At 68.9% G+C, this 13,464-nt stretch carries 12 protein-coding genes, 1 tRNA gene, 1 pseudogene and 1 riboswitch; of the genes and pseudogenes, 9 read left to right on the plus strand and 5 right to left on the minus strand.

The window, feature by feature from the left end; translation table 11 throughout:
* Positions 1 to 256 precede the first annotated feature (256 nt).
* Positions 257 to 2,998: an HD domain-containing protein gene (locus ACZ411_RS01975; protein ID WP_464168146.1), complete on the plus strand. Its 2,742-nt coding sequence runs from the start codon at positions 257 to 259 to the stop codon at positions 2,996 to 2,998.
* Between the two features lie 54 nt (positions 2,999 to 3,052).
* On the opposite strand, the gene ACZ411_RS01980 is transcribed toward ACZ411_RS01975, so the two are convergent.
* Complete coding sequence (locus tag ACZ411_RS01980) at positions 3,053 to 3,577, minus strand: putative immunity protein (protein WP_464168148.1); 525 nt, start codon at positions 3,575 to 3,577, stop codon at positions 3,053 to 3,055.
* Between the two features lie 87 nt (positions 3,578 to 3,664).
* Positions 3,665 to 4,465, minus strand: a complete 801-nt coding sequence (locus tag ACZ411_RS01985; protein ID WP_464168150.1) for a sulfite exporter TauE/SafE family protein — start codon at positions 4,463 to 4,465, stop codon at positions 3,665 to 3,667.
* 201 nt (positions 4,466 to 4,666) lie between these two features.
* Here ACZ411_RS01985 and ACZ411_RS01990 point away from each other — a divergent pair, with 201 nt between their 5' ends.
* The gene (locus ACZ411_RS01990; RefSeq protein WP_464168152.1) at positions 4,667 to 5,368 is read left to right on the plus strand and encodes a GAF and ANTAR domain-containing protein; all 702 of its coding nucleotides are present in this window, start codon (positions 4,667 to 4,669) and stop codon (positions 5,366 to 5,368) included.
* A gap of 50 nt (positions 5,369 to 5,418) precedes the next feature.
* Positions 5,419 to 6,141, plus strand: a pseudogene (locus tag ACZ411_RS01995) (GAF and ANTAR domain-containing protein); the annotation flags it as partial.
* Positions 6,142 to 6,158: 17 nt separating this feature from the next.
* On the opposite strand, the gene ACZ411_RS02000 reads toward ACZ411_RS01995, so the two are convergent.
* Positions 6,159 to 6,800 carry an HAD-IA family hydrolase gene (locus ACZ411_RS02000; protein ID WP_464168154.1) on the minus strand — a complete coding sequence of 214 codons (642 nt, stop codon included), beginning with the start codon at positions 6,798 to 6,800 and terminating at the stop codon, positions 6,159 to 6,161.
* Between the two features lie 181 nt (positions 6,801 to 6,981).
* Between ACZ411_RS02000 and ACZ411_RS02005 the strand changes: the two genes are divergently transcribed.
* The 6 genes from ACZ411_RS02005 (at position 6,982) to ACZ411_RS02030 (ending at position 11,397) form a co-directional block, all read left to right on the plus strand.
* Positions 6,982 to 7,071, plus strand: a tRNA-Ser gene (locus tag ACZ411_RS02005).
* Positions 7,072 to 7,343: 272 nt separating this feature from the next.
* Positions 7,344 to 8,450 carry an AI-2E family transporter gene (locus ACZ411_RS02010; RefSeq protein ID WP_104343833.1) on the plus strand — a complete coding sequence of 369 codons (1,107 nt, stop codon included), beginning with the start codon at positions 7,344 to 7,346 and terminating at the stop codon, positions 8,448 to 8,450.
* A gap of 58 nt (positions 8,451 to 8,508) precedes the next feature.
* Complete coding sequence (gene glpX / locus ACZ411_RS02015; protein ID WP_094116677.1) at positions 8,509 to 9,495, plus strand: class II fructose-bisphosphatase; 987 nt, start codon at positions 8,509 to 8,511, stop codon at positions 9,493 to 9,495.
* A gap of 93 nt (positions 9,496 to 9,588) precedes the next feature.
* Complete coding sequence (locus ACZ411_RS02020; RefSeq protein WP_464168158.1) at positions 9,589 to 10,779, plus strand: ABC transporter substrate-binding protein; 1,191 nt, start codon at positions 9,589 to 9,591, stop codon at positions 10,777 to 10,779.
* Positions 10,730 to 10,948: a hypothetical protein gene (locus tag ACZ411_RS02025; protein ID WP_464168160.1), complete on the plus strand. Its 219-nt coding sequence runs from the start codon at positions 10,730 to 10,732 to the stop codon at positions 10,946 to 10,948. The genes ACZ411_RS02020 and ACZ411_RS02025 overlap by 50 nt, the downstream gene beginning before the upstream one ends.
* Before the next feature lie 50 nt (positions 10,949 to 10,998).
* A riboswitch (guanidine-III (ykkC-III) riboswitch) is annotated at positions 10,999 to 11,063 on the plus strand.
* Positions 11,064 to 11,073: 10 nt separating this feature from the next.
* Positions 11,074 to 11,397, plus strand: coding sequence for a DMT family transporter (locus ACZ411_RS02030; protein ID WP_094116675.1), 324 nt, complete (start codon positions 11,074 to 11,076; stop codon positions 11,395 to 11,397).
* Positions 11,398 to 11,437: 40 nt separating this feature from the next.
* Here ACZ411_RS02030 and ACZ411_RS02035 read toward each other — a convergent pair whose 3' ends face one another.
* Positions 11,438 to 12,436: a carbohydrate ABC transporter permease gene (locus tag ACZ411_RS02035; RefSeq protein WP_464168162.1), complete on the minus strand. Its 999-nt coding sequence runs from the start codon at positions 12,434 to 12,436 to the stop codon at positions 11,438 to 11,440.
* Positions 12,436 to 13,395, minus strand: a complete 960-nt coding sequence (locus tag ACZ411_RS02040) for a carbohydrate ABC transporter permease (protein WP_464168164.1) — start codon at positions 13,393 to 13,395, stop codon at positions 12,436 to 12,438. Before ACZ411_RS02040 ends, ACZ411_RS02035 begins: the two co-directional genes overlap by 1 nt.
* Between the last annotated feature and the right edge of the window lie 69 nt (positions 13,396 to 13,464).

Genomic DNA, 13,464 nt, shown 5'->3' on the forward strand with positions numbered 1-13,464 from the left:
CCCTCGCGCATCCATACGGTTCCCTCACGGCCCGGCGGGGAACCTCACGACACTCCTACGCGAAGTGGATCGGTCAGGCGGCTTCCAAGGCCCTTGAGCGTCACGTCGTGCGACTCTCGCGAGTTCATCTCATTATGTCTAAATGGCTTGGGGCGGGGGCTTCCGAGCACCTTTCGCTTGCTAATCACTCGATCTCGGTCACCGAAGGCTAACCGAGGCTAGTATCAGAAATATACAGCCACGCTAGGAGTCACACGTGCCAATTGGATATTCAGAGACAGCTCTTTGGAACCAAAGCCTCGCCAGTCGTCCAGATGACGCGCATTCCGGCCCGAGGAGTCGCCTTGAGAGCGCGTACCATAAGCTGCGCGAACGCGCCGCGTTGGTCGCGTCCGAGATTCCGCAAGACCTGCCCGCATTCACCGTTCACGACATTACCCATCTCGACGCCTTGTGGGAGATGGCCGATTTGGTTGGCGGAAGGTCAGTTACCCTGACGCCTACTGAGGCATTTGTCTTGGGTGGTGCGTTTATGGTCCACGACTTGGGAATGGGACTTGCCGCTTGGGACGGTGGGTTGGCCGGGCTTAAAGAAAGCCCTCGCTGGCCAGATGCATTGTTCGTGGCGATTACAACAGTTCACGGCCGGAGGCCCACGGCTGCCGACTTAGCAGATCCTACGGATGACGCTGTTAATCTCGCCGCGGAAACTCTTTTGAGAGAACTGCATGCCTCACAGGGTCACAATATAACCAACATTACTTGGACATCGCGGGCAAGCGGCGAAGAGTACAGGTTACTTGAGGATACCGAGCTGCGGCAAAGGTACGGGGCGCTTATCGGAGAAATCGCCGCGAGTCACGGCTGGCCTCTTGTGGAGGTGTCTCGTCGCTTTGGCGGCGACAGTATTGGCGCGCCCGTCGACTGCCCCGATGAGTGGACGGTCGATGCCCTTAAACTCGCATGCCTGCTACGTGTAGCTGACGCCGCGCATCTTGATGAGAGACGGGCACCGGGATTTTTGCGCGCCCTCCGTGGCCCAACTGGATACTCGGATCTGCACTGGGTCTTCCAGGGTTATTTGCAGCGGCCGATGGTAGTAGGTGATCGCATTCTGTTTACATCCCCGCGACCTTTCGACATTGCCGACGCGGCCGCCTGGTGGCTCTGCTACGAGACGTTGCAAATGGTCGACCGGGAACTCGCGTCCGTAGATGCGCTGCTGATAGACAAGCGGCGGTCGAGGTTTGCAGCTCGAAGCGTGAAGGGAGTAGAGGATCCCACGCGGTTAGCTCAACTCATTCCTACCACCGGATGGGAGCCGATAGATGCACGAGTGGTCGTATCGAATGTACCAGAGCTTGTTCGAAAACTTGGCGGCACTAGTCTTTACGGTGACAACGAACAGATTGCACTGCGTGAGCTTATTCAAAATGCCAGGGATGCATCCTGTGCCCTCGCGGCCATGCTCAGCACTCCGGTTCCACCCGTTTTAGTTCGATTGGAGAAAGACGACGGGGGAGATCACTGGCTTTCGGTGCACGACTCTGGAATCGGCATGTCGCGAGATGTCCTAACTGGGACCTTGCTGGACTTTGGTACTAGCTACTGGGGGTCAGACTTGATGCGATCGGAGTCGGTGGGTCTGGCTGCTAGCGGGTATCAACCTGTTGGGCGCTTCGGAATCGGCTTCTACTCCGTATTCATGCTTGGCAATTCCGTCCGAGTTATATCGAGGCGATTTGAGGAAGCTTCTGCCGACACCAAGGTCCTTGATTTTACAAACGGGGTATTAAGTCGGCCAATTTACAGAACGGCTACGACGGCAGAAGTTCGCCATATAGGCGGAACATCGGTACGAGTTAAATTGCTCACCGACCCGAACTCTGCGGAGGGTCTTCTCAGCAACGGCCACGGGGGCTTTATGTCCCTTAAGCAGTTGTGCGCGTACCTGGCTCCGACGCTTGATGCTGATCTAGACGTCGAGAGCTATGATGGAAATGTAGAAAGGGCCGTTTCGGCGTCTGACTGGACTGTAATTGACGGAGAAACGCTTCTTCGTCGGCTTTCTCCACTTTCGGAAGAAATGTACAGTCATGCGGACATAACTCTCGCCGATGTCGGGCAACACATGCGTGCGATAACTTCCAATTCTGGTGACGTTTTGGCGAGGGTTGCGCTTGATGTGAGCCCGGCTGCTCAGGGGTCAGATGGGGAGATGTATACGTTGAAAAGTGCGTGTACAGTCGGTGGCCTAAACGCATCGACTAGTATTCCAGGCATTGTAGGGGTCATGTCTTCTCAGGTGGCGACGGCGGACAGGTTCCGCGCTGAGCCGCTAGTCGATTCTGCCGCTTGGGCGGAGTGGGGCTCCCGGCAGGCGATTTTATGGTCAGAGTACGTCAACCAAGAGCATCGTGAGAACAGGTACTCCGGAATTGATGGCGTCGTCAGTATTCTTTGCCGCATTGGTGCGTCGACGGCAGATATTTATGTTGCATGGACTGCAGATGGCGGTTTAAATGCGCAGGAGCTTCGCTCTTGGTTCAGCGATCGTGACGAAGTTCTGGCCGTTGACGACTTTTTCCTTGACATTCGTCCGGGTGCTGATGGGCAGGCAGAGTTTTGGCACAGTGAGGAGCATTTGCAGATAGAACTAGACGATAATGTTGTATTTCTATTGGGCAATGATGGATCGTCAGCTAACTGGTCACTCTTAGGCACTGCCCTTCAAGATGCCACGTATCGGCCCCAGTCGTGGGTATCTCCGTCGGCGCGATCTCCTCAGGAGTGGTATTACTTTGTTCAAGCGGACGCTCGGGGGGTTGCGCTCCGTTTGCTAGCCGAAGCATGGGACGTGTCACTAGGTGAAGTTCTGGATAATACCGACATGATTCATGATCGTTACATCGATCGCATTGGTGTTTCTATGTCGGACTCGGCGCATGTGTTGGACGGGTCTCCCTCTTGGAGGGTGAAGCGCGCCAATAGGATGTAGATCGAAATGCGCAAGCCCGGGGTCGAGGCAGAGAGGTTGCCCCTTACGACACAGTCAGGCGAGGTGGACGAACGCGCCCCGGCGGGACGCGCCGCGGCTGCGCTGATCGGCGAGGACGCCGTCGCGGAGGTGCACGGGGATCCGCTCGCGCGGCCAGACGCGCTCGGCGTCGCGGGCGGCGTCCCTCTCGGACGGTGTCGCGGCGGCGGTGGCCGCGCGTATCGCGTAGGCGGCAGCACCGAGGTCGTGCACGGCGACGTGGGCGACCTCCACCGCCTGTCCGGTCGTGAGCGCGGCCGATCGCGCCGGATCCGGCAGCTCCTTCCCGGCCGCGCTCGCGCGGAACGACTGCTGATGCGACTGCTTCATCGGCACCTCGCTAGGCACCCAGCCACGGGCGACGTCGAGCGCCTCGCGGAGGATCGGATCGCCCGGCCGCTCGGCCTTGAACAGCGGCAGCACGTGCTCCACGCACGCGACCGCCCACAGCGCCAGCGCCCGGTGGTCCTCGTCCGTCAGCGGGCCGCGGCGGCCGACGGGGACGAGGGCGGGACCGCGGTCGGTCGGGACGATGGGCATGTGTGGAGCCTGCCAGCGGTCGGATCGCGACACCAGGGCCGGCGAGGTGTTGATCGATCGATCACGTCCGCGGATGTGATCGACCGATCAAGCGCCCCACTCCGCGACCACGTCCGACCCGACCTTCACGATCAGCACCGCCACCACCACGATGAACGCGATGCGGATGAAGCGGCTGCCGCGGGCGACGGCCATGCGGGATCCCGCGTAGCCGCCCAGCATGTTGGCGACGCCCATGCCGAGCGCGAGCGCCCAGAGCACGTGCCCCTGCGGGATGAAGAACGCGAGGGCGCCGAGGTTCGTCGCGACGTTCACGATCTTCGCCTTGGCGCTCGCGAGCACGAAGTCGTAGCCCAGCGCGGTGATGAGCGCGATGATCAGGAAGGTGCCCGTGCCGGGGCCGATGAGCCCGTCGTAGAAGCCGATCACGACGCCGAGCAGCGCCGCGATCCCGTGGTGCCTCCGGCCCGTGTGGCGGAGCGCGGCCACATCACCGAGCCGCGGGCGGGCGATGGTCACGACGGCCACGATGATGAGCGCGACCACCACGAGCGGCTTGAACACCGACGCGGGCAGGAGCGCCGCGAGGCTCGCGCCGCCGTACGCACCGACCAGCGCGACCGCGGCCATGGGCAGGGCCGTGCGGAGGTCCGGGTGCGTCCGCCGGTACCAGGTGACCGCGCTCGTCGTCGTGCCGAACAGGGACGCGAGCTTGTTGGTCGCGAGCGCCTCCACCGGCGTGATCCCCGGCACGAGCAGCAGCGCCGGCAGCTGCAGCAGCCCTCCGCCGCCGACGACAGCGTCGATCCAGCCGGCGGCGAGCGCGGCCAGCAGCATGAGGAGCGCGACCGTGAGGGTGATCTGGCCGAGGGATCCGCCGATGTCCATCCGAGTCCTCCGTCACCGGCCGCCGGTCGGCGTGCGCGCGACCAGCCTTCCACGCGCGCGGTGACGCCCGCGGCCTCGTGGTCCGCCGCGCCCCGGCGATACGGTGGCGAGGCGCCCGCCATCCGTCTGGCCGCCAGCGCGACGCGCACCGCACGGGCCGAGGAGACGACATGCGCACGAGCCCCCGTCGTGAGGAGCACCGTGGCTGACCGCGGCCTCTACGCGGGCGCCGCGCTGGCCCTCGAGCGCGCGACCGCATCCGACAGCGACCTGTGCGGCCCGATCGTCGCGGCGATCGGCGTGAGCGGTGCCGCCGTCTCGACCCTCGGGGATCCGCTCGGCAACGAGACCCTGTGCGCGTCCGACGACCACGCGGCGCGTCTCGACGAGATCCAGCTCGACCTCGGCGAGGGCCCCTGCTGGGTGGCCGCGGGATCCCGGCGCCCGGTGCTCGAGCCCGACATGCGGAACCCCTCCGACACCTCCTGGCCGCTCGCCGGGCACGCGATGCTCGCGAACGGCCTCGGTGCCGTCTTCGCGTTCCCGCTCGTGGTCGCCGGCCTCAGCCTCGGCGCGGTCGACCTCTACTCCCGCACCGCCCTGGACATCTCCGACCAGGAGGTCACCGACGCGACCTCGCTCTCGCGCATCGTGGCCCGTCAGGTGCTGCGCCGTGCGCTCCTGTCCGCCGACCTGCCCCAGGAGGAGTCGGACGCCTGGGAGGGCCGGTTCTCGCGCCGCGAGGTGCACCAGGCCACGGGCATGGTGGTGGCGCAGATGGGCATCCCCCCGGACGACGCCCTCCTCGTCCTCCGCGGCCACGCCTTCGCCACCGGGCGGAGCGTCCGCGACGTCGCCGAGGACGTCGTGGGCCGCGTGCTCGACTTCAGCCCGGACCGCTGACGCGGACCACGACCGACCGACCGTCCGAACGACCCAGAGGAACCACGCCGATGCCGGAGACCCGGGAAGAGCTGCTCGTCCACACCTTCGTCCACCTCGCCGACTCGCTCGTGAGCGACTTCGACGTGCTCGACCTGCTCCAGACCCTCGTCGACCAGGCCACGCTCCTGTTCGACGCCAGCGCGTCCGGCATCATCATCGGCCCCGACGACCAGCACCTCGAGGTGGTCGCCTCCACGAGCGAGCGGAGCCGGCTCGTCGGCCTCATGCAGCTCGAGGTCGGTGAGGGGCCGTGCGTCGAGGCCGTGACCACCGGCCGCGTGGTGTCGGTCGAGGACGTGCGCGGGATGCGGGACCGCTGGCCCGCCTTCGCGGCGCTGGCCGCGGGCGCCGGGTACCTGTCGGTCCACGCGATCCCGCTGCGCCTCCGCGGGCAGGTCATCGGGTCCCTCAACCTGTTCCGCGAGCACGAGGGCATGCTCAACGACGCCGACGCGACGGCCGCGCAGGCGCTCGCCGACGTGGCGACCATCAGCGTCCTGCAGGAGCGCACGATCCGCGACAGCACGATCGTGCGCGACCAGCTCCGGCACGCGCTCGACAGCCGGGTGCTCATCGAGCAGGCGAAGGGCGTCATCGCGCACACGCACGGCGTCGACATGGACGAGGCGTTCCGGCTGATCCGCGACCACGCACGACGCGCGAGCGCGCCGATGCCCGAGGTCGCCGCGGGGATCGTCGATGGCCGTGTGACGCTGGGCGCCGCCGGGCGGCACCAGCCGCGACGCGGTCAGCCGCGCGCGCCGGCCAGGATCGCGTCCAGCGTCCCGAGCCCCTCCCACACGTGCGCGCGGATGCCCGCCGCCCGGGCGGCGTCCACGTTCGCGGGCTTGTCGTCGACGAAGAGGATCCGCTCGGCCGTGCTCCCGAGTCGCGCCACCGCGAGCGGCCAGACGGCGGGGTCGGGCTTGGCCATGCCGATGCGCGCGCTCGTCATGACGTGCTCGAAGCGGGATCCCCAGCCGTCGGGATCCTCCAGCACGTCGGCGAGCTCGTGCGGGGCGTTGGACAGCACGGCGAGCCGGTAGCCCGCGGCGATGGCGCGGTCGAGGCCGGTGAGCGTCGCGTCGTCCGGCGAGCCCCAGCGGCGCTGCTCGATGGCGACGAGCTCGGCGAGCCGGTCCGGGTCGGGGTCGGCGGCGTCCACGTCGGCGGCGACGGCTGCCCAGAACGCCCGGGCGCTCCCACCCCGGTCGTACTCCTGCCGGTGCGCGTCGAAGGCCGCGCGGACGCGCGCCTCTGCGTCCTCGCCCGTGACGCCCGTTGGATCCAGCGCCCGGGTGAGCGCGCCGATGTCGTCGGGCCGCGTGATCAGCACGCCGCCGATGTCGAACAGGAGCCAGGTGAGCGCGGGGTCGCGGGTGTCGGGCACGGTACTCCTCGGGGTCGGGGTCGGGTCCCTCCGAGCATGCCCGCTCCCGCGCCGCGGTGCCCGGCCCTCCCCGACCCGTGCCGGCGGCGGTCGAGGTGCGCGGGATCCGCGCGGCCGACGCCGCGACGCCCCCTCGCGGCCCCGTGCGACCCCGCCCCGGCCCTGTACTACACTCGATCCCGGTGGCGTGTCCGAGCGGCCTAAGGAGCACGCCTCGAAAGCGTGTGTGGGGGAGACTCCACCGTGGGTTCAAATCCCACCGCCACCGCCAGCAGGATCCGGCACCGCGCCTCGCGCGGAGCCCCGGTCCGCGCGAAGGGCCCCGGGAGACCGGGGCCCTTCGTCGTCGGTGCGCCGCCCGAAGCCCGCCCCGCTCGGATCCCCGCGTGCGCCCTCGCCTCCCGCACAGCCCCGCGGAGGATGCTCGTGCTCGCGCATCCGGAACACCGCCGGCCGTCGGCCGCCGCGTCCCGCCATGATGGGCGCCGGCTCTCCTCCTCCCGCGGGGATCCTCCTCCCGCGCACCGAGATCGGAGCACCGCCATGTCCCACCCCGTCGAGCCCCCGCCCGAGGCGCCCGCCCGGGGCGTCACCCCGGGCGTCCTGCTCGCGGCCGAGTGGTCGTGGCGCCTGCTCGTCATCGGCATCGCGATCGCCGCGGCCGTCTGGCTCCTCCTCGCCGTCAAGGAGGTGGTCATCCCGTTCCTCGTCGGCCTCCTCGTCTGCGCGCTGCTCGAGCCGCTCGTGGCCGGGCTCCGGCGGCGCAGGTGGCCTGCCTGGGTCGCCATCACGTCGACGCTCCTCGGCACCGCGGTCGTCATCTCGGCGCTGGTCCTGCTGCTCGTCACCGAGGTCCGCACGGGCATCCCCACCCTGCAGCGGGAGGCGATGGACCGGTTCGACGCGGCCCGCGACCTCCTCGCGCAGCCGCCGTTCAACGTGGTGCCGTCCGACTACGACGCGCTCGTCGCCTCCGCCGGGAAGGCGCTCGAGAGCAGCCGCGAGGCCGTGCTCACGGGGGCGCTCGACGCCGGGCTCGGGGTCGGCCACCTCGTCACGGGCGCGCTCCTCGCCTTCTTCACCATCGTCATCGTGCTGGTCGACGGTCGGGGCATCTGGCGCTTCGTGGTCGGCGTGTTCCCGCGGCGGGCGCGTCCCGCCATCGACGGCGCCGGCCGCGCCGGATGGGGCACGCTCTCCGCCTTCACGCGCGTGCAGATCTTCGTCGCGGCCGGCAACGCGGTCGGCATCGGCCTCGCCGCGTGGCTCCTCGGCCTGCCCCTCGCCGTCCCCATCGCCGTGGTCGTGTTCCTCGCCTCGTTCATCCCGGTGGTGGGCGCCATCGTGTCGGGCGCGTTCGCCGTCGTCATCGCGCTGGTGTTCGTGGGGCCGTTGCAGGCCGTCATCATGCTGGCCGCCGTCATCGGCGTGCACCTGCTCGAGTCGCATGTGCTGCAGCCTCTCGTCATGGGCGGGGCCGTCCACGTCCACCCGCTCGCGGTGGTGCTCGCGGTCGCGGCGGGCTCCTACGTCGGCGGCGTGGCCGGCGCCCTGTTCGCGGTGCCGTTCGTCGCGACGCTCAACGTGATGATCCGGTACATCGCCGGCGACCGCGGGAAGGCCCGGACCCCCGCCGTAGGATCGGTCTGACGCACCTGCGGAGTCGACGGAGCCGCCCGCGCACGTCTCTACCGGGAGGAACCCCACCATGACCGAGGAGAACTACTCGAACCCGGACCGCAACCTCGGGATGGAGCTCGTGCGGGCCACCGAGGCCGCGGCCATCCGCTCCGCCCCCTTCATCGGCAAGGGCGACAAGAACGCCGCCGACGGCGCCGCGGTCGACGCCATGCGCAAGTTCCTCGGCACCGTCGCGTTCGACGGCCTCGTCGTCATCGGCGAGGGCGAGAAGGACGAGGCGCCCATGCTCTTCAACGGCGAGCACGTCGGCAACGGCTTCGGCCCCGCGTGCGACATCGCGGTGGATCCCATCGACGGCACGAGCCTCACCGCCGCCGGCCGCATGAACGCCCTCTCCGTCATCGCGGTGAGCGACCGCGGCAGCATGTTCGACCCGTCCGCGGTCTTCTACATGGACAAGCTCGTCACCGGCCCCGAGGGCCGCGGCGTCGTCGACCTCGACCGCCCCATCGGCGAGAACATCCGCGCGCTCGCCGACGCGAAGGGCCTCGCGGTGGAGGACATGCAGGTCGCCGTCCTCGACCGGCCGCGGCACGCGGACCTCATCGCGCAGATCCGCGCGGCGGGCGCCTCGACCCGCCTCCTGCTCGACGGCGACGTGGCCGGCGGCATCAACGCGGCTCGCCCCGACTCGCGCATCGACATGTGCGTCGGCATCGGCGGCACCCCCGAGGGCATCATCACGGCCTGCGCCATCAAGGCCCTCGGCGGCGTGCTCCTGTCGCGCCTCGCGCCAAAGGACGACGCGGAGCGGCAGCGCGCGGTCGACGCCGGCCACGACCTCGACCGGATCCTCGACCAGGACGACCTCGTCACCGGCGACAACGCGTACTTCGTCGCCACGGGCGTCACCGACGGCGCGCTCGTCGCGGGCGTCACCCGCCACCGCGGCATGATCCGCACCTCGAGCATCGTGCTCCGCTCGCACTCGGGCACCATCCGCCGCGTGGAGGCCGACCACCTGGTCTCCAAGTGGTACAGCTCCGCGAGCTGAGCCGCGGATCCGCCGCCCGGATCGCCGGAGGAGAAGCGGCGTACGTTCGAGACCGGGGGCGATGACGCCCGCCGTGCTCTCGGAGGGAACCACATGACCAGGACACACCGGACGCTCGCGGTCATCGCGGCGGCGGTCACGGCCACGCTGCTGGCGGGATGCGGATCCGGCGGCTCGGGCGCCGCCGACGCCTCCTTCACCACGGAGGCCACGGGCACCCTGAAGGCCTGGGCGTTCGACGGCGCGGACGACGTGGGCGAGGCGCGCATGGCGCACGCGGCGGAGGCGCTCGACGGCGTCACCATCGACCTCGACGCCACCGCCTTCGACGCGCAGAAGTTCACCACCCGGGTCGCCAGCGGCCAGACCCCCGACGTCGTGCAGATGGACCGCCAGTTCGTGGCGACCTACGCGGCGCAGGACCTGATCCTCCCGCTCGACGAGTGCTACGCCGTGAACGACGTCGACCCGGAGGAGCGCTTCTACGAGTCCGTCACGAACGACATCCGGTACGACGACGCGATCTGGGCGGTGCCGCAGTTCTTCCAGCCGCCGGCGATCATCCTCAACGAGCGCGTGCTCTCCGCGGCCGGCGTCACGGCCGACCAGTTCGACACCTCGAAGCCCGACCAGCTGCTCGACGCGGTCGGGAAGGTGTACCAGGAGTCCGGCGGCGACCCCGCGGTGCTCGGCCTCGACGCCGTGCCCACCAGCCAGGCGGCCCTCTGGATGCTCGGCTTCGGCGGCCAGCTCGTCGACGACGACGGCCAGCCCACCCTCGACGACCCGTCCAACCTGCCCGGCCTCGAGTTCCTGAAGGAGCTGTCCGACGCGCAGGGCGGCTACGCGAAGGGGAAGAGCTTCACCGACGCCTTCGACACCTTCGGCGACGGCAACCAGTTCGTGAAGGACCAGGTCGGGGCGCAGGTCGACGCCCAGTGGTACCTCAACGTCGTGGCGCCGTACCGCGACGACATCGACATCTCCGCGGTGCCGTTCCGCGACCAGGACGGCGAGCCGTTCTCGGTCGCCGGGGGATCCGCGTTCGTGATCCCGGCGGGCGCCGGCGAACAAGGACGCCGCGTGCGCCTGGATGCTCGACCTCACGAGCCAGGAGGCGTGGGAGGCCGCGGGCGACGTGCGCGCCGCGACCGTCACGGAGAACGGCGGCATCAACACGGGCCTGTTCACCGGGTCGCCGGCCGCCGACCAGGCGGTCCGCGAGGCCCACGTGGTGCCGAGCGGCGACGACGGCATCGACCAGGCCATCGGCACGTTCTATGACGTGGTGGCGGAGGGGCGCTCCATCGGCGGGTCCCCGGCCGGCCAGCAGATCCAGAGCGAGCTGCAGAACGCCGTCGCCTCCACCCTCCTCGGCGACAAGACGCCCGAGGAGGCGCTCGGCGACGCGCAGACCGCGGCCATGCGGGCCTACGAGCAGGCGGCCCGCTGATCCGGCGCTGACGTGCACATGGCGTGATCAGGGCGCCCGGCTACGCTGTGACCGGGCGCCCGACCGCGCTCCCGGACGACGGATCAGTACCCGGAACGCGACAAGACTGGCCGTAGGGAACAGCCATGTCGTGGATCGTCCTCATCGTGTCCGGGGTGCTGGAGGCCGTCTGGGCCACCGCCCTCGGGAAGTCCGCCGGCCTCACGAAGCTCGGGCCGACGATCGTGTTCGCCGTGACCGTCGTGCTCAGCATGGTGGGCCTCGCCTACGCCATGCGGGAGATCAGCACGGGCACCGCCTACGCCGTGTGGGTGGGCATCGGCGCGTCGCTGACCGTGACGTACGCGATCGTGACCGGCGCCGAGCCCGCGAGCGTCGTCAAGATCCTGCTGCTGCTCGGCCTCGTCGGCTGCGTGATCGGCCTGAAGCTCGTCGACACCGGCCACTGACCCGCGCCGCGCCTCGGCCGAGGCGCGGCACGGCCGGGCGTCAGCCCTTGCGGCCCTGCGTCGCGATGCCCTCCACGAAGTACCGCTGCCCGAACGCGAACAGCAGCAGCATCGGCAGGGTCACGAGCAGCGCCGCGACCATCACCAGCTGGTAGTCGCCCTGGCCGCCGTTCGTCGGGCTGAACGCCGTCATCGCGTACGAGAGGCCGAGCGGCACGGTGAAGCCCTCGACGCTGCCGGCGTTGAGGTAGATGAGCGACGCCTGCAGGTTGTTCCAGCTGGCCTGGAACTCGAAGATGAAGATGATGACGAACGACGGGATCGACAGCGGCAGCGCGATCCGCCGGAACATCCCGAAGTAGCTCGCCCCGTCGAGCCGGGCCGCCTCGAACAGCTCCTTCGGCAGGCCGAGGAAGAACTGGCGCTGCAGGAAGATGTAGAACGCCGAGCCGAACAGGTTCATGCCGAACAGCGGGATCCACGTGCCGATGAGCCCGAGGTTCTTCCAGATGAGGAACTGCGGCACCATCGTCACCGCGCCGGGCAGCATCATCGTGGCGAGCACCAGGCCGAAGAGCAGCTTCCGCCCCGGGAACCGGAAGTACGCGAACCCGAACGCCACGAGCGCGCTCGACAGCGAGACCAGGGCGGCGGCGATGAGGGCGATCGCGAGGCTGTTCCCCATCCAGCCGAGCAGCGGCAGCTGCTCCCGCACCTCGACGTAGTTCTGCGGCGTGAAGGTGCGCGGCCAGAGCGCGTTGTCGAACACCTCGCCGCGCGGCTTGAGGCTCGCGGCGAGCAGCCAGGCGAACGGGTACAGGAACAGCAGCGCGAAGCCCACGAGCACCGCGGCGATGAGGGTGCGGGCGATCCGGGAGCGCACGCGCCGCCCGCGGTCGGGGTCGCGGCGGGTCGGCCGGACGTCGCGGGACGGCATCGGGGTGAGGGCGGCGGCGAGGCGCGGATCCCCCGTGGCGGCCGCGGGCGGAGCGGGCTCGTCGGACGCGGGCTGGGTCGGCGTGCGGTCGGTGACGGCCATCAGCGATCCCCCTCGTAGTAGACGAACCGGTTGCTCAGCTTCACCTGCACGAGCGTGATGACGAGCACGATCACGAACAGCAGCCACGCCATCGCGGCCGCGAACCCGAAGTCGAACGAGCGGAACGCCTGCTGGAACAGGTACACGCCGTAGAAGAGCGACGAGTCGGGGGAGGCGTTCGTCTGGTCGCGCCAGAACAGCAGGTACGCCTGGTCGAACACCTGCAGGGCCGCGATGGTGAGCACGACGACGTTGAAGAAGATCGCGCCGGAGATCATCGGCACGGTGATGGAGAAGAACTGCCGGACCGGACCGGCGCCGTCGAGCGCGGAGACCTCGTAGAGCTCGCGCGGCACGTCCTTGAGGGCCGCGAGGAAGATCACCATGGTGCCGCTGACGCCCCAGAGCGTCATGAGCACGATGGACGGCTTCACCCAGTCGGGGTCGATGAGCCACTGCGGGCCGTCGATGCCGATGGCCTCGAGCCCCTGGTTCACGGCGCCCGTGTTGCCGTTGAGGAGCAGGAGGAAGACGCTGGCGGTCGCGACCGTGGGGGTCATCTTGGGCAGGTAGTAGAGCGTGCGGAACAGGCCCGCGCCGCGGCCGAGGCGGGCCAGGAGGATCGCGAGCAGGAGCGCGAGGCACACCTCGAACGGCACCGCGAGGATCGCGTAGAAGAGCGTGTTGCCGAGGGAGAGCGCCACGCGCGGGTCCGTGAAGAGCCGCTCGTAGTTCTCGGTGCCGACCGGCGTGGCCACGTCGGTGGCGAGGTTGTAGTCGCTGAACGAGACCACGAGGCTGTAGATCATCGCGCCGAGCGTGAAGACGAGGAAGCCGACGATCCACGGGCTGATGAAGAGGTAGCCCGCGATGGCCTCGCGGCGGGCCATGCGGGAGCGGCGGGGACGGGGAGGCCGGTCGGCGGTGCTGCTGCGCGGAGGGCGGCTCGTCGTCGTCATGGTGGTCCTCGTCGACTGGGGATCGGAGCGGCACCGCTCCTCCTGCCGACCCTACCTCCGCTCCTCCTC

The sequence above is a fragment of the Clavibacter sp. AC415 genome (genome assembly GCF_979252985.1).